Source organism: Rhizobium sp. SU303, from assembly GCF_021052345.1.
Lineage (GTDB): Bacteria > Pseudomonadota > Alphaproteobacteria > Rhizobiales > Rhizobiaceae > Rhizobium > Rhizobium laguerreae.
Genome location: NZ_CP088099.1, coordinates 186,667 through 205,915, shown reverse-complemented (window position 1 = coordinate 205,915; position 19,249 = coordinate 186,667). Strand labels below are relative to the sequence as shown.

Here is a 19,249-nt window from a genome sequence, read left to right as displayed (position 1 = left end):
CATTCTCGTCGGTCAGTCGGAGGGCCTCCTCGCCCTCGATCGCCGGCCGCGTCTCACGTCGATATCAGCGTCAATCCCGGAACGCGGGTGATCAGACTGCGATCCTCTTCCATGACGAATTCCAGATTGTGCCGCGCAAGGCGCGCATGTTCCCGCGCCAGCGCCTCGGCGCGGGTGCCTTCGCGCATCTCGATCGCCGAAACGATGTCACGGTGCTGACGCTGCGCATGCACGAGCGACAGGCGGAAGGCGAGCACGTCCTCCTGCTTTTCCAGAAACGCGCTCGGCGAGGCAAAGGGCAGCTGCGTCGCCCGTTCCACCTCGCGCCGCATCATCTCGCTGCCCGCAAGGCCGGCGAGCATGGAATGGAATTCCGCATTGAGCTCGACATACTGGGCAAACAGCATGTCCTCCGGCCGATCGCGAAAGCATTTGTCGAGCTCGAGGATCAGACCCTTGATCGCCTTGAGCTTGGCTGGCGTGACACCGCGTTCGGCGGCGAGACGCGCTGCCGTGCCTTCAAGCACACCACGCAGCTCGATGGCGTCGAAAACATCCGCGGTAGTAAAACCGCGCACGGCGTAACCGCCGGAAGGGATCTGCTCGAGCAGGCCTTCCTGTTCGAGACGCGCAAGCGCAGCGCGCAGCGGTGTGCGCGAAATGCCGAGCTTTTCGGCGAGCCAAACTTCCGAAAGACGTTCGCCCGGCGAGACCCCGCCGCCAAGCACGAGATCACGCACGCCAAGAAGGCCTTTCAAGGCCTGGCTGTCGCGCTTGCGATCCACGGTTCCCTTTTCCGCAACCATCTCCCGTTCCATCCCGAATTTGGGGTCCGCGGCCTATTCGGGCGCTCCGGCCTTCAGGTCTCGCGGACGACATTCCCCATTCCTTTTCGAAAAGAGTACGACGTGTATACCAACGCCTGTCAAGTGATTATTACATGATCAATGCCACGTCATTTCATATCTAAACAGTTATTAATAAGGCTAACTTTTGGTATTTTTCCGCGACATTCGTTATGTCACTTGATGGCGGCATAATTTTTGGCCTATCATTGTATACAGCATGGACACATAAGATTTCCGCATGATGAGGAGAGAGGCTTATGATGATTGCGCCGCAAAGCGAGAGCCGGGAGAAGGCGCCGCTTGCCGATCTACTCTCGCATTATTCCATCGAGGTGACGTCGCGCGACCTCCAGTCGCTGGAGAGCATAACGGCGACCCTGCCGCAGGGTTGCGAGGTATTCGTCGCCCATCTTCCGAAGGAGGACATCGGCCTTCTGGTAAGGGCCTCGGCGGGTTTGAGAGATGCCGGTTTCGTGCCGGTTCCCCACATCGTCGCCCGCAACATCAGCAACCGCCTGGAACTCGACACCATGCTTGCCCGGCTTTCTGAAGAGGCCGGCGTCCGCAATGCGCTCGTCCTCGGCGGTGATCGGGACGATGCCGCCGGCGCCTTCGGCTCCAGCCTGGACCTAATCAACACGGGGCTCTTCCAGACATACGGCATCGGCCGTATCGCCATCGCCTGCTACCCGGAAGGGCATCCCCGGATCGCCAGCGCCGTCCTCGATGCGGCACTGACGGCAAAGGTCGATGCGGCTGCACGTGCGGGGCTCGATGTGTTATTGGTGAGCCAGTTCCTGTTCGATCCGAAACCGCTCCTGAACTTTGCAAGGCGGCTTCGCGAACGGGGTGTGACGGCGCCGCTGAGCGTCGGCATCGCCGGGCCGGCCAGCCGCACAAAGCTTCTCAAATATGCCCTTCGCTGCGGCGTCGGCGCATCCTTGCGGGCGCTGCGCGAAAGAAGCGAGATCGCCCGCAACGTACTTTCGGGCGAAACGCCGGAAGAGTTGCTGATGGAGATTGCCGCAGCACAGACGGCCGAACCGGATCTCGGCATCAGCGGCGTGCATTTCTTCACCTTCGGCGATCCGGCCCAATCCATCCGCTGGGCAGAGCAGCAGGTGGATCGCTGACGAAACCGGCTGCAAGGCCTCGACAAGCATCTTTTCAATGGGAGGAATATCATGACGAAACAGAGCCTCGAGCAGAAGCTGAATGCCGCCGGCAACACGGTGGATATGTTGCGCAATTCGCAGATCGGCGCCTATATCTATCCCGTCGTACCGCCGGAATTCAGCAACTGGCGCGGCGAGCAGCGCGCCTGGCGCGAAACCGCCGTGCTCTTCGACCAGTCGCACCATATGGCCGAACTGATGATCGAGGGGCCGGATGCGCTGAAGCTCATCTCGCATCTCGGCATCAACAGCTTTGCCAATTTCCCGGTCAATCGCGCCAAGCAGTTCGTGCCGGTCAGCCATAGCGGCCATGTCATCGGCGATGTCATTCTTTTCCATCTGGCCGAAAGCCAGTATCTCATCGTCGGCCGCGCACCGACGATCAACTGGGTAGAATTCCACGGGCAGACCGGCGGCTACGACGTGAAGCTCGACCGCGACGACCGGTCACCGTCACGCCCTGGCGGCAAACCGGTCGTGCGCCGGCGGTACCGCTACCAGATACAGGGACCAAACGCCTGGAAGATCCTCGAAAAGGTCAACGGCGGTCCGCTCGCCGACGTCAAGTTTTTCAACATGGATACGATGAACATCGGCGAGCGCCGCGTGCGCACGCTGCGCCACGGCATGTCAGGCGCCCCCGGCCTCGAGATTTTCGGACCCTATGAAGAAGGTGACGAGATCCGCAACGTCATCCTGGAAGCGGGCGAAGAATTCGGCCTGCGCCAGGTCGGTGCCCGTGCCTATGCGACGAACACGCTGGAATCCGGCTGGATTCCGTCGCCGCTACCGGCAGTGTATACCGACGAGCGCATGAAACCCTACCGCGAATGGCTGGGCGCCGACAGCTATGAAGCGACCGGCTCGATCGGCGGCAGCTTCGTCTCCGACAATATCGACGACTATTATCTGACCCCGTACGAACTCGGCTATGGCCCGTTCGTCAGGTTCGATCACGACTTCATCGGCCGCGCGGCGCTGGAAAAGATTGCCGACAAGCCGCATCGCAGGAAGGTGACATTTGCCTGGAACCAGGACGATGTCGCCAAAGTCTTCCAGTCGCTGTTCGACCCGTCCGCCGATAACTACAAGTATATCGACCTGCCGCTGTCGAACTATGCTTCGTCCAACTACGACAAGGTGCTGAAGAACGGCAGGACGATCGGCCTGTCGATGTTCTCAGGCTACAGCCACAACGAACGCACCATGCTTTCGCTCGGTACGGTCGAGCCTGATGTAGAGGTGGGCGACGTGCTGACCCTCGTCTGGGGCGAGCCGGATGGCGGGACCCGCAAGACCACCGTCGAACGTCACAGGCAGCTTGAGATCCGCGTCAAGGTCGCGCCGGTTCCTTATGCTCGCGATGCGCGCGAGGCCTATGCCGACAGCTGGCGCACCCGGCAGACGGCGTAAGCAAGGGCGCCCTGAAAGCGGATTGCCGATGCTTTCCCGCTCCTGAGAGCATCCTCTCAGGAGCGGTAGGCTGCGGATATCGCCTCCGAAGCGGCTGCTATGTCCGAGGGATGGCCGGCCTGCCTGAGGGCCGCGCCATACGCCACAACATTCGAGAGCACCGTCTGGAATGCGGCGCGCGGACCAGTATGGTTCAGCCGCACGAGACGGGCCGGTGCGGTTCCAACGCCTTCGCTCAGCTCGACCCCGAGTTGCCCGGCGGTTGCGATCAGCGCGGCAGGCGCCAGCGCCTCCGGCACCGGTACCGCCGTCACTAGGTTCGAAGCCTTTGCTGCCGGCACCCAGGCCCGCGCTCCGAGTGCGGCAAGCCCCGCCCGTGTCGCCGATGCCGCAAGCACATGGCGGGCGACGATATTCTCCATGCCCTCGGCCTCGATCCGGTCGAGCGCCGCCTCCAGTGCGAAGAATTCCAGCGGCGCCGGCGTTCCCGGCAGGCCAGGTCTGCCGCCATCGACCCATGTCTTCAGATCGGCCAGTGACAAGATCGAATCGCGCGGTGCGCCATCCCTTAGGATCAGATCCCAGGCGCCAGGGCTGACCGAGAGCGCGGACACGCCGGCCGGGCCGCCGAGCGCTTTCTGCGGGCCGGCCACCGCGATGTCGATGCCGAGATCGTCGACGTTGAGTTCATGGCCACCAACCAAGGCGACTGCGTCGACAACTGTGACGATGTTGCGAGCCCGGGCAAGCGCCAGTATTTCGGGCAGGGGGTTGAGAATGCCGCTTGCGGATTCGGCATGAACCAGCGCCAGCACATCGATGTGAGGACCGGCGTCGAGCGCTTTTGCAACGGATTCGATCTCGATCGGCAGGCCCGGTTCGGCGACAACATCCTGTACCGTCGCGCCACCTCGCCGCAGCCATTGCCCGAACCAGCCGCCATAGGGGCTGGTGATGATATTGAGTGCTGAAAGGCCGGGGCGCGCAAGGCTGACCGCCGCCGCCTCCAGCGCCACCACCGCTTCTGCCTGCACCAGCAATATGTCGTTGCGGCTGCGCAAGATACCGCCGATCCTGTCGGCAAGGACGGCGTAGCGCTCCGCGGGATAGGAGGGCACGCCATGCAGTGGATTCCAACCAAGATCGGACATGGGCACTTCCTTCAGCAAGGATCGGTCACGAGACGGGGGACGGCGGCAACGAGTGCGCGGGCGGCGGCCGATTGCGGCGCGGCAACGACCGCCGCTGCCGGTCCGGTCTCGACGATCCGTCCGCCATCCATGACGGCGATGCGGTGGGAGACAGCGCGGACCACGGCAAGATCGTGCGAAATGAACAGACAGGCAATGCCCTGTTCTTTCTGCAGATCGACCAGAAGCTCCAGTATCCTGCCGCGCACGGTCACATCAAGCGCCGAGACCGCTTCATCGAGCACCAGCAGCGAGGGCCGCGTCGCAATCGCCCGCGCAATCGCTACACGCTGCCGCTGACCGCCGGAGAGTGCCCGCACCGGACGGGCGGCATGATCTGCGGTGAGGCCGACACGCTCGAGTAGCATGATGATCTCGCCGGGGCGCCGATCCTTGCCGGCGATGCCGTGGATGCGAAGCGGATCGTCGAGCACTGCACCGACGCTCGCCAGCGGATTGAAGGCGGCGAGCGGATCCTGAAACACCATCTGCATACGCGCCCGCCGGCGCCGCAAAGGCGCACCATTCAGCGCCAGCCAATCCTCTCCCTCGAAGCGAATCGAGCCGGCATCGGCAGCAACAAGCCGCAGCAGGATGCGCGATAGCGTCGATTTTCCACTGCCTGAGGCGCCGACGAGACCGAGCGTTTCCCCCGCCGCTATGGTGAGCGACACATTATCGAGAGCAGCAATCCGCCGTCCCGCAGACGAAAAACCTTTCGACAGGTTTTCGATGGAAAGCAGCCTGTCGTTCATGACGGCACCTCCGCGATCAGCGGCGGCGTCGCGAGATCGCGATGGCTGGCGATGAGAGCGGCGGTATAGTCGCTCTCAGGCGCCGAAAGCACCGAACGGACGGGACCTGTTTCGACCAGCCTCGCATTGCGGAAAACGGCGATGCGATCGACGAAGCCTGAGGCCAGCGCGATGTCGTGGGTGATGAAGAGCAGCGTCATGCCATCCTCGCGCACCAGCCCGTCGAGCAGGCGGACGATCTCGGCCTGGACGACGACGTCGAGCGCGCTGGTCGCCTCGTCGGCGATCAGCAGAGCGGGTTTCGCGGCAATGGCCGCCGCAATCGCCACGCGTTGACGCTGGCCGCCGGAGAGCTGATGCGGAAAGGCCCGCATCGCCTTGTCAGGCTGCGGTATCCGTACCCGCTCAAGCAATTCCTCGGCCCTGGCATAGGCCTGTCTCCAGCTGAGGCCGAGATGGCGCCTGGCGCCCTCGGCGATCTGCTCGCCGATCGTCAAAACGGGATTGAGGCTGGAGCCCGGATCCTGGAAGACGAAGCCAAAGTCGCGGCCTGGGCGAGGCGGATGACCAAGGCCGGGCCAAAGTATCTCGCCGCCGACCTTCGTTCCCTCCGGCAGCAGACCGGCAAGCGCGCGGGCAAGCGTGCTCTTGCCGGAACCACTTTCGCCGATGATCGCCAGCCTTTCGCCGGCTGCAATATCGAGATCGACGCCGTCGAGTGCGGCGGCAGCGCCGCGCCCGTAGGTCACTGAAAGTTGCCGCAGGCTGCAGAAAACGCTCATGCCGCCCTCGCACCGTTATCGCCGAGCGCCTTGCCGAGACCCTCGCTGAAGAGATGGACGCCAAGCACGGTCACTGCGAGTGCCGCACCCGGTATGACCGAGAGATAGGATGCCGACCGCAACACGCTGCGGCCCTCTGCGATCATCGAACCCCAGGTGGCGATATTGGGATTGCCGAGACCCAGGAATGAAAGCGCTGCCTCGGTGAGGATCGCACCGGCGACGATGGTGGCCGAAAGCGCCAGCACCGGCGGCAATGCATTCGGCAGGATTTCGCGGAATGCGATCTCGGCCGGATGCATGCCGATCACCCTTGCCGAGGCGACATAATCCTGCTCGCGGATCGCAAGCACCTGCGCTCTCGTCACCCGCGCCGGATCGGCCCAGGTCCCGAGTGCGATGGCAAGGACGACAACCGGCGTCGACACGCCGATAGTGCTGACGAAAGCGAGGGCGAGCAGGAAAGCCGGCACGATCTGGAAGGCGTCGACCACTCGCATCAGCGCCTCGTCGACGAGCCCGCCGGCAAAACCGGCCGCAAGGCCGACGCAGAGCCCAAGCACCATGGCCGCAAACGCTGCCGCCAGGCCGACGGCAAGCGAGGTTCTGGCACCATAGAGCAGGCCCGCCAGGACGTCGCGGCCGAGACGGTCGGTGCCGAGCGGAAAAGCCGGATCGGTGAACGGCGCCAGCAGGGCGCGGCCGGCAATTTTCAGCGGATCGCCCGGCGAAATAACGGGAGCGAGCAGCCCGGCCAAAAGCAGGACGAGAAGGATCGCAAATCCGGCCGCACCTTCCGGCGTGCGTAGCAGGCGCCGCAGCCAGCTCATGCGCCGCCCTCCGATGCGCCGATGCGCGGGTCGAGTGCGGCATAGACGAGATCGACGAGGAAATTGACCGAAATGACCAGGACGGCGCTGGTGACGATGATGCCCATCAACAACGGCGCGTCGCGGCCGTTGACCGCCTCCTGCGCCAGTCGCCCGAAGCCCGGGATTGCAAAGATGCTCTCGATCACCACGCTACCGCCGAGCATGGCCGCCGATTGCAGCCCGAGCATGGTGACGAGGGGCAGCAGCGCGTTGCGCGCGACATGGCGCAGCACGATCCGGCTCCGCGACAGGCCCTTGGCCCGGGCGAAGAGCACGAAATCGAGCTTCCAGGCCTCGGCCATGCCGCTGCGCATCACCCGCAGGAACAAGGCGAGATAGATCAGCGCCAGAGCGCCGACCGGCAGAACCAGATGATCGGCGATATCGAGCGCGCGCGAAAATCCTGTCTTGCCGGAAGCGATCGTCTCGACGCCGGCGATCGGAAACCAGCGTAGCTTCACCGAAAAGGCGATGCTCAGGACCAGCCCAAGCCAGAAGCTCGGAATGGCATAGACGATCAGCGAGCCGATCGACAGCAGCCGATCGCGCATGCTGGCCGGCCGCGCGCCGGCAAGAATGCCGAGCGCCGAGCCGAGGCCGAAGGAGAGTGCGGTGGCGCTGCCCATCAGCAGCAACGTATTGGGCAAACGTTCGGCAATGAGCGCACCGACCGGCCGGCCGAAGGCGACCGACCAGCCGAGATCGAAGCGTGCGAGTGAGGAAAGATAGAGCCAGAGGCGCGCGAACATCGATTGGTCGAGGCCGTAGCTCTCGCGCAGCGACTGCCTAAGTGCGGCATCGCCACCGCCGATCGAGCCGAGATAGGCGTCGACAGCATCGCCCGAGGCGGATTCAAGCAGGAAAAAGGTGAAGATCACCACGATCAGCAGCACCGGAATGCTGCTGATCGCCCTGCGCCTCAGGAGGATGATTGCACGTCTCACGCCGGACAGGGCCTCTGAAAGAGAATTGCCGCCGATTCTATCACGATTGCAGCGCGGTATCGCCCCAGTTTGAGACGGCCCAGCGCGGATTGTCCGCGACGTTTTGCACGGTATCGCGCGCAACGGTGATGAACCCCCATTCCGCAATGTTGATCAGCGGCAGGTCGGCTGCGACGAGCTGCTGGAACTTGCGGTAGAGATCGGTGCGCGCCGCCGTCTCGACAGTCTCCGATGCCTGCTTGATGATCTTGTCGAGCTCCGGATTGACGTAGCCGCCCTGATTGGAGAAGGGCACGCCGGCTGGCGTGCCGGACTGGACGAGAATGGTGGTGGAGATCGCCGGATCACCGCGAAAGACCGGGGGACCGACAGCGAGGTCGAAGTCGTGGTCGGTATAAACAGCCTTCTGGTGCGCGGCCGCATCGGCATTGACGATCTCCGCATTGATGCCGATCACCGCGAGCACCTGGCGAAGGTAATCGCCGAACTGCCGGGTCTCGTTGAAATAGGGCGCGGGACGAAGCTTCAGCGTAAAGCGGTTGCCGTCTGGCCCTTGGCTGTAACCTGCCTTGTCGAGAATATCGTTGGCGGCCGCAGGGTCGAACGCATAGGTCGCGACATCGGGCGTATAGAACTCCGGGGCATTCTTCGGCACCGGGCCGGTCGAGGCCGCGGCGTAACCGAGGAAGATCGTGTCGACCACGAATTTCTTGTCGATCGCCTGGGCGATCGCCTGACGGACCCTGAGATCGGCCAATTCCTTGCGACGATGATTGATCTCGACGACGAGCTGGTAGGTCAAAGCCTCATAGCCCTTCGAGATCACGTTGATGCCGTCGACCTTCGAAATCCGGTCGAGATCGGCCAGCGGCACCGCCGAGAAGGCGGCGAGCTGGATTTCGTCTGCTTCGAGTGCTGCACCCGCCGACTCGCGATCGGGCAGCACGCGGAAGACAATCTCGTCGAGTTTCGGCTGCTCCTTGTCCCAATAGTTTTCATTGCGCGTCAGCCGGTAATATTCGCCGGGCTTGTGTTCGGCGAATTTGAACGGGCCGGTGCCGACAAGCGTGTTGTTGGCCGGATTAGTGGCGATATCGGTACCGTCGAAGATGTGCTTGGCAACGACGCTGGTGACGACAGGCAGTGCGTTGCGGATCAGCTGGAACGGCGTCGGCTTGGAGAAGCGGAAGATGGCGGTGTAATCATCGGGCGTATCAACGGCTTCGAGATTGGCGAAAACCAGGCGGCCGAGATTCTGCAGCGGCTTCCAGATGTTAAGCGCGGAGAAGGCGACATCGACTGAGGTAAACGGCTTGCCATCGTGCCAGGTGACGCCGTCGCGCAGTTTGAAGGTGACCGAGAGGCCGTCATCCGAGCCCTCCCAGGAGGTGGCGAGGCGCGGTGAAAGCCCGTCCTTGCCGTCGAACGACGCTTCGGCGAGCGGCTCGATCACCTTGCTTGCGACGAAGAAGACACCGTTCGAGGCGACGATGGCAGGGTTGAGGTTCTTCGGCTCGGAATCGGCCGCAACGATCAGCCGGCCGCCGCCAGACGCGGTCTGCGCAAGTGCCTGCCGGGCGAGGGCCGTCGAGGCAAGCAGCAGGGCAGTGCCTTTCATCAGCGTGCGCCGCGAGATAGATGGTACGGTCATGACCCCTCCTGATCGGTGAAATTCTAGTGCCCATATTCAGGGCGAAATGCCAATTGTCATAGAGGTTAGATTCGAATGGTCGGGCTGGGCGAGATATTTTTTGTCACCCAGCCATTATTCGCTCAGCCGTTGGCCGCAACACGCGCGGGCGCGCCGAAGAGATTGCGATAAGCGGCACCCGGATGCGGCGCGACGAGCCGCGGCCCCGCTCCCCCGAGTTTTTCCCGCAGAGTGCCCCTGGCATATTCCGTCTTGTAGACGCCGCGCTTTTGCAGTTCCGGCACCAGCAGATTGACGGCATCCTCGAAACTCTCGGGCGTCACGGCATAGGCAAGATTGAAGCCGTCGACATCGGTGTCCTCGATCCATTCCTGCATCAGATCGGCGACTGTTTGCGGTGAGCCGACGAAAACAGGGCCGAAACCGCCGATGCCGACCCAATCGGCCATTTCGCGCACCGTCCATTCCTTGGTGGGATCGATGGTGGTGAAGGTTTCGACGGCCGATTGCACCGCATTGGTATGGCGGTGGCGCAGCACCTCGTCCGGCCCGAACTGGCCGAAATCGATGCCGGTCCAGCCGGAAATCAGCGTCAGCGCACCCTCGAAGGAGGCGTATTTGCGGTATTCGTTGAACTTCCGCTGTGCCTCCGCATCCGTTTCGCCGAGGATCACGGTCTGCAGGTTGAAGGCGAGGATTTCGCGCGGGTTGCGGCCGACGCGTTCGGCCGCCTCGCGGACATTGGCGACGTAACGCTTCAGCACGGGCTTCGACGGGGATGCGACGAAGATGCATTCGGCATGGGCGCCGGCGAAATCCTTGCCGCGGCTGGAGGCGCCGGCCTGGTAGAGCACCGGCGTGCGCTGTGGCGAGGGTTCGCTCAAGTGAATGCCGGGCACGTTGAAATGCTTGCCGGAATGGCGGATCGGGTGGACCTTATCAGGATGGGTGAAGATACCGCTTTCCCGGTCGCGGACGACGGCGCCGTCCTCCCAGCTTCCCTCCCAGAGCTTGTAGCAGACCTCGAGATATTCCTCGGCGAGGTCGTAGCGGTCGTCATGCTTAGTCTGCGCCGGCTGGCCGATATTGAGCGCGCCACTGTTGAGGTAGGAGGTGACGATATTCCAGCCGACACGCCCCTTGGTCAGATGGTCGAGCGTCGAGATGCGGCGGGCGAAGGTGTAGGGGTGCTCGAAGGAGAGCGACGCCGTCAGGCCGAAGCCGAGATGTTCGGTCTCGTAGGCCATGGTTGGAATGAGCTGCAGCGGATCGTTGACCGGTACCTGCGCCGAATGGCGAAGTGCCGCATCGACATTGCCGTTCAGCACATCGTAGACGCCGAGCACGTCGGCGATGAACAGCCCGTCGAACCTGCCGCGCTCCAGCGTCTTTGCCAGATGCACCCAGTAGTCGAGATCCTTGTAGGTTGAGGACTTGTCGCGCGGATGGCGCCAGAGCCCCGGCGACTGGTGTCCGACGCAATTCATGTCGAAGGCGTTCAGCCTGATTTCGCGGGTCATGTTTTCTTCCTTGGAATTAGGGATTGCTGCGGCCGAGGCCGTAGGTCAGCGCCAACGCGCCGACGAGTACGGCACCCTTGACGAAATCCTGGGTGTAATAAGGGGCGTTCAGCATGGTGAGGCCGTTCAGCAGCACACCGACGAAGACCGCGCCGGCAATGGTGCCGAGCACGTTTGGGCGGCGCAGGTTGAAGACGGCAAAGCCGATCAGTGCTGCGGCGACCGAATCCATCAGCAGCGAGCCGCCGGACGAGATATCACCACGCCCGACGCGGGCGGCGATGACAATGCCGCCGAGCGATGCCAGCGTGCCCGATAGCACATAGGCGAGCGTCTTCAGCCGCACCGTCGAGGCGCCGGCAAGCCTGGTCGCGACCTCGTTGCCGCCGGTCGCAAACAGCAGCCGGCCGATGCGGGTGCGTTCGGTGAGAATGAAGAGTGCGATGGCGACCACCGCCATCAGCACCACGGAAACGGGCAGGGTGCCGAGGATGCTGTAGCGGCCGATCAGCAAAAAGGCGGGGTCGTAAGCGCCGGTCGCCTTCGAGCCGTCGGGCAGGGTGAGGCCGGCCGAAATCGACCGGCCGGCGGTCGGGATCAGCTGCAGGCCGGAAAGCAGGAACATCATCGCCAGCGTCGCCAACAGATCCGGCACCTTCAGGCGGACGATGAGGAAGGCGTTGACGAGACCGATCAGGGCGCCGAAGGCGAGCACCAGCGGCACCGTCGCATAGGCATCAAGATGCCAGACGATCATCGCGTAACTCGCCGCCATCACGCTCGATGCGGCGACTGCGCCGATCGACAGGTCGAAACCGCCGACCGCCAGCGTGACGGTGACGCCGGCGCCGAGAATGGCGACGACGGACACCGCCTGCAGGATGCTCATCAGATTGGCGATATTGATGAAAGCGGGCTCGGCGACGGTGAAACCGACGACGAGCAGTGCCAACAGGATGAACACTGCGCCTGCCCGGAGGAACGCCCCGAGTGCTGCAAGAAGACCGCTATCGGCTTGCGGCGATGCCTTTGGCCGGGCGCTTGTCTGTGGAAGAGTGTCGTCATCGATCGTCGTCATGCGGATATTCCCTGAATAGCGGAAGGAGAGGCAATTCCGCCTGCCGCGGGCTTCAACACGTGGCGGTCGATGACGAGGATGCGGTCGGCCACCTCATAGGCCTCCTCCGGGTCGGAGGTCGCAATCAGCGTCGCCCGGTCGCTGCGGGCGCGGATTGCCCGGATGATGTCATGACGGGCGCCGACGTCGACACCCTGGAAAGGTTCGTCGAGCAGCAGCAAACGGCTCGGTTCCACCTCCCAGCGGGCGATCACCGCCTTCTGCTGGTTGCCGCCGGACAATGACCAGACCGAGGCGAGCGGACTTGCGGCCTTGATGCCGAGACGAGTGATCGCCTGTTCGGCCTCGCGTCGTTCACGGCCGCCGACAAGGAAACCGCGCGGATACCATTTGCCAAGATGCGGCAGGCTGATCGTCGCCGACAGCGAATGGCCGGGCCATGCCGGTGGCATCAGCGAGGAACGATGACGGTCTTCGGCCGCCATCGCGACACCTGATGCAATCGCTTCGGCCGGACCTTTTGGCCGGTAGGGCCGACCGCCGAGGAACATCGCACCACCGGCAAGCGCCGTCACGCCGAAGATCGCCGACAGCAGCCGGCTCTTGCCGGCGCCGAGCACACCGGTCACCGCCACCACCTCGCCCTCATGCAATGACAGATCGAAGGAGGCCGCTTCCGAGAGCAGGCGGGCATCGCGCATCTTGAAAATCACTGGTCCGGTCGCAGGCCGCGCATCCGGCCGAGCCGCATCCAGTCTGCGGCCGATCATCGTCTCGATGGCGCTCGAAAAATCGATCGGCCGTGAGAAGGTGCCGACGACGCGGCCGCCGCGCATGACGAGCGCGCGGTCGGCGATGGCTTCGAGATCGGCGGTACGGTGCGAGATATAGAGGATCGCCAGTCCGCGCTTGCGAAGCCTCAGCAGAATATCGAAGAGGCGGCGGCTTTCCTCTCCGGAGAGGCTCGCCGTCGGCTCGTCGAGAATGAGGAGATCGGCGCGGTTGGCAAGCGCCCGCGCAATCGCCACCAGTTGCCGGTCGGCGCTGGCGAGTTCGCCGAAATCGCGGTCGAGCGGCAGGGTGAAGCCGGCGGCGTCGAGCATGGACTGCGCGGCACGGCGAATGCCGGCGCGCGAGACGAAGAAGGGTGTGCTGCGATCGGCAAACCGGTTGAGCAGCAGGGCATCGGCAACCGTCAGACCGGCCGCGCCGACGAGATCCGTCGACTGATGCACCGTGACGACACCGGCCCTTGCCGCTTCGGCCGGGCTGCGCGGCGCAAAGACGCGGCCATCGAGGCTGACCATGCCGCCATCGGCCGGAAGCACGCCGGAAAGGATCTTGACCAGCGTCGATTTGCCCGCGCCGTTTGCGCCCATCACCGCCACGATCTCGCCGCGTTCCATAGAAAAATCAGCGCCGGCAAGCGCCCGCGTCGACCCAAAACTGCGGGTGATATTTTCAATGTGAAGAAGCGGCATCGATAGTGTCCAGGACTGCATTCGAAGCCGGAGTGTGCCCCGTCCGGGCGGTCGAACTCCAGGCACGCCTTTCCCTCACAAACTGTCCTCGGGAAACAAAGAATCTCCTGCAGCCCGTAAAATCGGATCATTTACTCTACTAAAAACATAGAGATTATATCTAAATAATCCGACGTGTCGCAAGGGCTGTCAGACCTGTCAGACGACGCTCCCGATTGCTAAAAGGAACGCGACGATGAAATCCCTCGCACGGCTCGCACTGTCTGCCGCCGTCATTCCGTTCATTTTCATTCAAGGCGCAAAAGCCGACGGCCTGTCCGGCGCTCCGGCCCCCTTCGACAAGGGTGGCGTCAAGGTGGCTCTGATCAGCTACATCTCGGCCGGTGATTTCTTCCAGGCCTACCAGGCGGGGGCTGAAGCCCAGGCCAAGGCGCTGGCTATCGACCTGCGCATCTTCCCCGGCCGGCAGGATGCCGCCGAGCAGCGCGAGCAGATCCTGCAGGCGATCAATCTCGGCGTCTCCGGCATCGTCATCGACCACGGTCTGCCGGAATCGCTCGGCGACGTCGTGCAGCAGGCGCTCGACAAGGGCATCAAGGTCGTGGCCTTCGACGTCAACCTTAACAACCCCAAGATCCCGCAGGTGGAGCAGAGCGATCACGAACTCGCATCATTGGCGCTTGAACAGGTGGTGAAGGACAACGGCAACAGCTTCAACGCCGGTTATGTCTATGTCGCCGGCTTTGCGCCGCTCGACCGCCGCAACGAGGTCTGGGACAAGTTCAAGTCGGACAATAAAGGCGTGGTCGAAAAGGCCCGCTTCGGCAATGTCAGCGACACGACGGCGACCTCGACCGCCGACCAGGCGAAGGCCGTGCTGACCGCCAATCCCGATATTTCAGTCGTCTTCGCCCCCTATGACGAATTCGCCCGCGGCGTGAAGCTTGCCGCCAACGACCTCGGCATTGCAAACAAGCTCAAGATCTATTCGGCCGACGTCTCGACGGCCGATATCCAGGAAATCACCGAGGAAGGCAGCCCTTGGGTTGCGACCGTCGCGACCAATCCGGCCGTCGTCGGCGCCGTCTCCATTCGCGCCGCAGCACTCGAAATCGCCGGGCAGACGGTTCCCCACCAAATCACCGTGAAGCCGACGCTTCTGACGCAGGAAAGCCTGCGCGCAGCCGGCGTCAAGACGATCGAGGAACTGGCCGAAAAGATCCCGGCCTTCAGCACGAGCGATGCTGCGACCGCCAGCTGGATCCCGGACAAGCTGTTCTGAGACTACGCACTTCGATCCTTCCGGCGGAAGCCTCTGCGGCTTCCGCCGGATCATCTTTTTGGAGAATTGGAGTTCCGCCCATGAGCCAATCCAATGTCATCTTTGCGGCCAGCCGCAACCCGACGCGCGAAGACCTCTTTGCCCGTGCCGGGGAGATCTCTGCCGACCTGTCGCGGCGCGCCGCCGACCTCGACCGCGAAGGCCGTCCGCCGCTCGCCGAGATCGTAAAATTGAAGAATGCCGGGCTGCTCAATGCGCTGCATCCCACGCAAATCGGCGGCGGTGGCCTCGATTGGGTCGACGGGCTGAGGCTGGTGCGCATTCTCGCCCGTGGCGAGAGCTCGATCGGCCAGCTGCTCGGCTACCACTACGTCAATAGCCAGTACATCTATTGGGCCCTCGATGCGTCGCGCGCCCACGCACTGGGCAGCGATACGGTCGCCAGGAACCTCTATTGGGGGGCGGCCGTCAATCCGCGCGATCCCGGGCTGGTGCTCACCCGTCGCGGCAACGGCTATGTGCTGAACGGACGCAAGTCCTTCTCCACGGCGGCTCGGGTCTCCGACTATATCAATGCCAACGCGACGCTCGACGACAAGATCGCCGGTTTCGCCGTGCCGACCAATCGTCAAGGTTACGTCGCCAATGACGACTGGGACAATATCGGCCAGCGCCTGTCCGACAGCGGCAGCGTCGAATTTCATGATTTCCCCGTTTACGAGGAGGATTTCGTCGGCGCACCGGCCACACCCGACGTGGCGCCGCCGGTGCTGTCGACTTTCAATACGCCGTTCATCCAACTGGTCTTCGTCAATTTCTATCTCGGTACCGCGGAAGGCGCGCTCAAGGCGGCGGTCGATTACGTCCGCAACACGACCCGGCCGTGGATCACCTCCGGTGTCGAGCGGGCGGCCGATGATCCCTATATCCTCGAACGCGTCGGCGAATTCACCGCCGCGCTGAAGGCTTCGGCGGCCCTTGCCGACAGTGCCGCAGCCGCCGTGCAGGCAAGCCTTGCCCGCGGCCGCGACGTCACCGCGCGTGAGCGCGGCGAGGCGGCGGCGGAAGCCTATGCCGCCAAGGTCCACGCTACCCATGTCTCGCTCGACATCACCTCGCGCGTCTTCGAGCTGACGGGCGCTCGATCGACGGCCGACAAATACCGTTTCGATCGGTTCTGGCGCAATGTCCGCACTCATACGCTGCACGACCCGGTCTTCTACAAGGCGAGGGAAGTCGGCGAATTCGTGCTGAACGACAAGATACCGGAGGTCAGCCTCTATAGCTGAGCGGCCATCTTTCATCGAACGCAAAAACCCCACTGCCAGCACCGGCGGTGGGGTTTTCGGTTGGAGAGGTGAGATTTCAGAGAGCGCCGTTCTTCGGCGGCGTTACGCCGTTCAAATGGTAGTTGCCGACAACGTGATATTTCCAACGCACGGGATCGTGCAGCGTATGGGTGCGGGCATTGCGCCAGTGGCGGTCGAGATTGAGACCTGTTTGTACCGACGAGGTTCCGGCAAGCTCGAAAAGCGTGTTCGAGGCCTCGAGAGCCACTTCGGTCGTCAGCACCTTCGCAGCGGCAACCGCAAGCGTCGCCGCGATCACCTTTTCCTCCGTCGTCTCGACCTGCGCGGCATCGACCTTGTGCCCGGCGCGCTCCACGAGAGCCGTTGCGGCTTCCAGCCGAATGGCGATCTGGCCGACCTTGGCGATCGTCAGCGGATCGTCTGAGGCACGCTCAAGGCCGCTATCCATCCAGGGGCGCGATTTCGTCCTGACGAAATCCAGCGTTTCGGCAAAGGCCGCCCGTGCGATACCGAGATCGACGCCGGCATGGATGATCTGACCAACGGAGCCAATCGTCGTCGGCCGCTCGAAGCCCTTGTGATGGAAGACCACGGAATCGGCGCTGACATAGACATTGTCGAGGATCGTCGTGCCGCTGCCGGTGGTGCGCTGGCCAAAGCCGTCCCAGTCGTCGACGATCTCGACGCCTTCGGTGCCCTTCGGCACGAAGGCCATGGTCAGCCGATCCTCCGGATCGAGCGCGAAGATGGTGATCCAGTCGGCGAAGAGGACGCCGGTCGAATAGAATTTGCGGCCGTTGATCCGGTAACCCGGGCCGTCGCGGGTGATGCGCGTATTGTAGTGGCCGACCGTCTTGGTGCCGCGCTCGGATAACGCATTGCCGAAACGATCGCCGGCCAGCACCCGGCCGAAGAAATAACGCTGCTGCTCCTCGCCGCCGTCGGTTCTAAGCGCCTCGAGAATATAGAAATGGTTTTGCGGGATCTGACCGATCGAGCCATCCGCCTCCGACAGGATCGCGGTGATCTCGGCAAGCACGGCGTTGGAGACGTCGAGGCCGCCATATTGCGCCGGCACGGTGATCGCCAGAAGGCCGGACTGGGCGAGAAGATCGAGTTCGCTAAAAGGCAGGATCCTGTCGGCATCGCGCTCGGCGGCGCGTGCGGCAAATTGGGCCGCCAGTCTACGGGCAGTCGCGATCGCCTCCTCGTCGCTGCCGATACGGTCGGCCACGGGCCGGATCTGGTCTGCTTGCCTCAGCACGGTGTTCATCGATGTCTCCATTTCTGACGGCCCTATCGGTGAAAGAAATCGCGCGCCGAGATAAGAGTACAAATTCTATAGATGTGGTAGAAAATAAAAAGTGTTTGCTTATCGGCTTCTGGCTGCCGCGATTAGTGTCTCAGTCGAGCGGTTCTGCGAAAACGTGGCCGGAGAAACGCCGAAATCCCTACCGGAAATTAGCGGAGTCGGCCTCGATTTGAATTCGTCGAGTTCCTACGTAACCGATATCCGATGCGTCGCTCAGCGGCTTCAGACAGAACGCCCAATGCGGGGCAGGCGGCCGCCTTGCCCGATCCATGAGGAAAGTCATGACCCCACGGCAGTTGCGCCTCGGCGCCTTCATGCGTCCCGTTAGCCTGCATACCGGTGCCTGGCGCTATCCCGGTTCTTATCCTGACGCCAATTTCAATTTCGCCCATCTGAAGTCCTTCGCGCAGGCGCTGGAGCGGGCGAAATTCGACGCCTTCTTCATGGCCGATCACCTTGCCGTGCTCAACATGCCGGTCGAGGCGCTGAGGCGCAGCCACACCGTGACCTCCTTCGAGCCCTTCACGCTACTGTCGGCGTTGGCGGCGGTGACGGAGCGCATCGGCCTCGTCGCGACAGCGTCCACCACCTTCGACGAGCCCTATCACATCGCCCGGCGTTTCGCCTCGCTCGACCATATCAGCGGCGGCCGCGCCGGCTGGAACATCGTCACGACGTCCAACCCCGACGCCGCGCTCAATTTCGGCCTCGACGAACATATGGAGCATGGCGAGCGTTATCATCGCGCCCGCGAGTTCTACGATGTGGTGACGGGGCTCTGGGACAGCTTCGCCGACGATGCCTTTATCCGCGACCGGGAAAGCGGCCTGTTCTTCGATCCGGACAAGATGCATGTGCTCGGCCACAAGGGCGAGGAACTGAGCGTGCGCGGGCCGCTCAATATCGCCCGGCCACCGCAGGGCTGGCCCGTCATCGTCCAGGCCGGCCAGTCGGACCCCGGCCGCCAGCTTGCCGCTGAGACCGCCGAGATGGTCTTCTGTTCGCCGCGCGATCTCGCCGCGGGCAGGGCGCTCTATGCCGATATCAAGGGTCGCATGGAAGCCCTCGGCCGCAACCGTGACCATCTGAAGATCCTGCCCGCCGCCTTCATCATCGTCGGCGACAGCATCGACGAGGCACGCGCCAAACGCGCCACACTCGACAGCCTGGTGCATTACGACAGCGCCATCGCTTCGCTTTCGATCGAGCTCGGCCATGACGCGTCCGGCTTCGATCCCGACGCGCCGCTGCCATCAGACATTCCCGACACCAATGCCAGCAAGACCGGCCGCGCCCAGGTGCTGAAGCTTGCGGCGGAGGAAAATCTGACGGTGCGCCAGCTGGCGCAGCGCTATGGCGGCTATGCCGGCCTTGCCTTCGTCGGCACGCCGGCAAGCATCGCCGACGAGATGGAACGCTGGCTTGATGAGGAAGGCTCGGATGGTTTCAACGTCGTCTTCCCCTATCTGCCGCAGGGTCTCCTCGACGTCACCGACCGGCTGGTTCCCGAGCTGCAGCGCCGCGGTCTGTTCCGCAGCGAATATCAGGGCACGACGCTGCGCGAACATCTCGGATTGCCGCGGCCGGAGAACCGGTTCTTTCCTGCTGGCACATGAGGCATCGCTACCGGCCGCTC

16 protein-coding genes are annotated in these 19,249 nt (G+C 63.3%); 5 read left to right on the top strand and 11 right to left on the bottom strand.

What is annotated here, in order from left to right; all coding sequences use genetic code 11:
- Nucleotides 1-53: 53 nt before the first annotated feature.
- Entirely contained in the window at nt 54-806 is a 753-nt protein-coding gene (locus tag RlegSU303_RS33930; protein ID WP_026158322.1) for a GntR family transcriptional regulator, read from the bottom strand.
- A 299-nt stretch (nt 807-1,105) separates the two neighbouring features.
- Between RlegSU303_RS33930 and RlegSU303_RS33925 the strand changes: the two genes are divergently transcribed.
- Together RlegSU303_RS33925 and ligM are read left to right on the top strand one after the other, a co-directional pair.
- Complete coding sequence (locus tag RlegSU303_RS33925; protein ID WP_017957448.1) at nt 1,106-1,981, top strand: methylenetetrahydrofolate reductase; 876 nt, start codon at nt 1,106-1,108, stop codon at nt 1,979-1,981.
- A 51-nt stretch (nt 1,982-2,032) separates the two neighbouring features.
- Nucleotides 2,033-3,436 (top strand): vanillate/3-O-methylgallate O-demethylase, encoded by a 1,404-nt coding sequence (ligM, locus tag RlegSU303_RS33920; protein WP_131719453.1) that lies wholly within the window; start codon nt 2,033-2,035, stop codon nt 3,434-3,436.
- A 56-nt stretch (nt 3,437-3,492) separates the two neighbouring features.
- Here the strand turns inward: ligM and RlegSU303_RS33915 are convergent, their stop codons facing one another.
- From RlegSU303_RS33915 to RlegSU303_RS33875, 9 genes are all read right to left on the bottom strand, one after another.
- Nucleotides 3,493-4,587 (bottom strand): aminotransferase class V-fold PLP-dependent enzyme, encoded by a 1,095-nt coding sequence (locus RlegSU303_RS33915; RefSeq protein ID WP_131719454.1) that lies wholly within the window; start codon nt 4,585-4,587, stop codon nt 3,493-3,495.
- Between the two features lie 11 nt (nt 4,588-4,598).
- A complete protein-coding gene (locus tag RlegSU303_RS33910) occupies nt 4,599-5,381 on the bottom strand; it encodes an ABC transporter ATP-binding protein (RefSeq protein WP_094088983.1) in 783 nt (260 codons plus the stop codon).
- Complete coding sequence (locus tag RlegSU303_RS33905; RefSeq protein WP_131621499.1) at nt 5,378-6,163, bottom strand: ABC transporter ATP-binding protein; 786 nt, start codon at nt 6,161-6,163, stop codon at nt 5,378-5,380. The genes RlegSU303_RS33910 and RlegSU303_RS33905 overlap by 4 nt, the downstream gene beginning before the upstream one ends.
- Nucleotides 6,160-6,993 carry an ABC transporter permease gene (locus RlegSU303_RS33900; protein ID WP_131629841.1) on the bottom strand — a complete coding sequence of 278 codons (834 nt, stop codon included), beginning with the start codon at nt 6,991-6,993 and terminating at the stop codon, nt 6,160-6,162. Before RlegSU303_RS33900 ends, RlegSU303_RS33905 begins: the two co-directional genes overlap by 4 nt.
- Nucleotides 6,990-7,979: an ABC transporter permease gene (locus tag RlegSU303_RS33895; RefSeq protein ID WP_131621495.1), complete on the bottom strand. Its 990-nt coding sequence runs from the start codon at nt 7,977-7,979 to the stop codon at nt 6,990-6,992. Before RlegSU303_RS33895 ends, RlegSU303_RS33900 begins: the two co-directional genes overlap by 4 nt.
- A gap of 40 nt (nt 7,980-8,019) precedes the next feature.
- Nucleotides 8,020-9,630 (bottom strand): ABC transporter substrate-binding protein, encoded by a 1,611-nt coding sequence (locus tag RlegSU303_RS33890; RefSeq protein ID WP_131719455.1) that lies wholly within the window; start codon nt 9,628-9,630, stop codon nt 8,020-8,022.
- 122 nt (nt 9,631-9,752) lie between these two features.
- A complete protein-coding gene (locus RlegSU303_RS33885; protein WP_131719456.1) occupies nt 9,753-11,150 on the bottom strand; it encodes an LLM class flavin-dependent oxidoreductase in 1,398 nt (465 codons plus the stop codon).
- 16 nt (nt 11,151-11,166) lie between these two features.
- Complete coding sequence (locus RlegSU303_RS33880; protein ID WP_131719457.1) at nt 11,167-12,228, bottom strand: ABC transporter permease; 1,062 nt, start codon at nt 12,226-12,228, stop codon at nt 11,167-11,169.
- A complete protein-coding gene (locus RlegSU303_RS33875; RefSeq protein WP_131719458.1) occupies nt 12,225-13,709 on the bottom strand; it encodes a sugar ABC transporter ATP-binding protein in 1,485 nt (494 codons plus the stop codon). The genes RlegSU303_RS33880 and RlegSU303_RS33875 overlap by 4 nt, the downstream gene beginning before the upstream one ends.
- Nucleotides 13,710-13,944: 235 nt before the next feature.
- On the opposite strand from RlegSU303_RS33875, the gene RlegSU303_RS33870 reads away from it, so the two are divergent.
- Nucleotides 13,945-14,991 (top strand): substrate-binding domain-containing protein, encoded by a 1,047-nt coding sequence (locus RlegSU303_RS33870; protein WP_017957459.1) that lies wholly within the window; start codon nt 13,945-13,947, stop codon nt 14,989-14,991.
- Nucleotides 14,992-15,071: 80 nt separating this feature from the next.
- The gene (locus tag RlegSU303_RS33865; protein ID WP_131719459.1) at nt 15,072-16,280 is read left to right on the top strand and encodes an acyl-CoA dehydrogenase family protein; all 1,209 of its coding nucleotides are present in this window, start codon (nt 15,072-15,074) and stop codon (nt 16,278-16,280) included.
- A 76-nt stretch (nt 16,281-16,356) separates the two neighbouring features.
- Here RlegSU303_RS33865 and RlegSU303_RS33860 read toward each other — a convergent pair whose 3' ends face one another.
- Nucleotides 16,357-17,574 (bottom strand): SfnB family sulfur acquisition oxidoreductase, encoded by a 1,218-nt coding sequence (locus RlegSU303_RS33860; RefSeq protein WP_131621700.1) that lies wholly within the window; start codon nt 17,572-17,574, stop codon nt 16,357-16,359.
- 320 nt (nt 17,575-17,894) lie between these two features.
- Between RlegSU303_RS33860 and RlegSU303_RS33855 the strand changes: the two genes are divergently transcribed.
- Nucleotides 17,895-19,229: an LLM class flavin-dependent oxidoreductase gene (locus tag RlegSU303_RS33855; RefSeq protein WP_131719460.1), complete on the top strand. Its 1,335-nt coding sequence runs from the start codon at nt 17,895-17,897 to the stop codon at nt 19,227-19,229.
- Nucleotides 19,230-19,249 lie beyond the last annotated feature (20 nt).

What these genes read in the sequence shown, in the direction of transcription:
- RlegSU303_RS33930 (WP_026158322.1), bottom strand. Translation starts at nt 806, where the DNA reads ATGGTTGCGGAAAAGGGAACCGTGGATCGCAAGCGCGACAGCCAGGCC.
- RlegSU303_RS33925 (WP_017957448.1), top strand. Translation starts at nt 1,106, where the DNA reads ATGATGATTGCGCCGCAAAGCGAGAGCCGGGAGAAGGCGCCGCTTGCC.
- ligM (WP_131719453.1), top strand. Translation starts at nt 2,033, where the DNA reads ATGACGAAACAGAGCCTCGAGCAGAAGCTGAATGCCGCCGGCAACACG.
- RlegSU303_RS33915 (WP_131719454.1), bottom strand. Translation starts at nt 4,587, where the DNA reads ATGTCCGATCTTGGTTGGAATCCACTGCATGGCGTGCCCTCCTATCCC.
- RlegSU303_RS33910 (WP_094088983.1), bottom strand. Translation starts at nt 5,381, where the DNA reads ATGAACGACAGGCTGCTTTCCATCGAAAACCTGTCGAAAGGTTTTTCG.
- RlegSU303_RS33905 (WP_131621499.1), bottom strand. Translation starts at nt 6,163, where the DNA reads ATGAGCGTTTTCTGCAGCCTGCGGCAACTTTCAGTGACCTACGGGCGC.
- RlegSU303_RS33900 (WP_131629841.1), bottom strand. Translation starts at nt 6,993, where the DNA reads ATGAGCTGGCTGCGGCGCCTGCTACGCACGCCGGAAGGTGCGGCCGGA.
- RlegSU303_RS33890 (WP_131719455.1), bottom strand. Translation starts at nt 9,630, where the DNA reads ATGACCGTACCATCTATCTCGCGGCGCACGCTGATGAAAGGCACTGCC.
- RlegSU303_RS33885 (WP_131719456.1), bottom strand. Translation starts at nt 11,150, where the DNA reads ATGACCCGCGAAATCAGGCTGAACGCCTTCGACATGAATTGCGTCGGA.
- RlegSU303_RS33880 (WP_131719457.1), bottom strand. Translation starts at nt 12,228, where the DNA reads ATGACGACGATCGATGACGACACTCTTCCACAGACAAGCGCCCGGCCA.
- RlegSU303_RS33875 (WP_131719458.1), bottom strand. Translation starts at nt 13,709, where the DNA reads ATGCCGCTTCTTCACATTGAAAATATCACCCGCAGTTTTGGGTCGACG.
- RlegSU303_RS33870 (WP_017957459.1), top strand. Translation starts at nt 13,945, where the DNA reads ATGAAATCCCTCGCACGGCTCGCACTGTCTGCCGCCGTCATTCCGTTC.
- RlegSU303_RS33865 (WP_131719459.1), top strand. Translation starts at nt 15,072, where the DNA reads ATGAGCCAATCCAATGTCATCTTTGCGGCCAGCCGCAACCCGACGCGC.
- RlegSU303_RS33860 (WP_131621700.1), bottom strand. Translation starts at nt 17,574, where the DNA reads ATGAACACCGTGCTGAGGCAAGCAGACCAGATCCGGCCCGTGGCCGAC.
- RlegSU303_RS33855 (WP_131719460.1), top strand. Translation starts at nt 17,895, where the DNA reads ATGACCCCACGGCAGTTGCGCCTCGGCGCCTTCATGCGTCCCGTTAGC.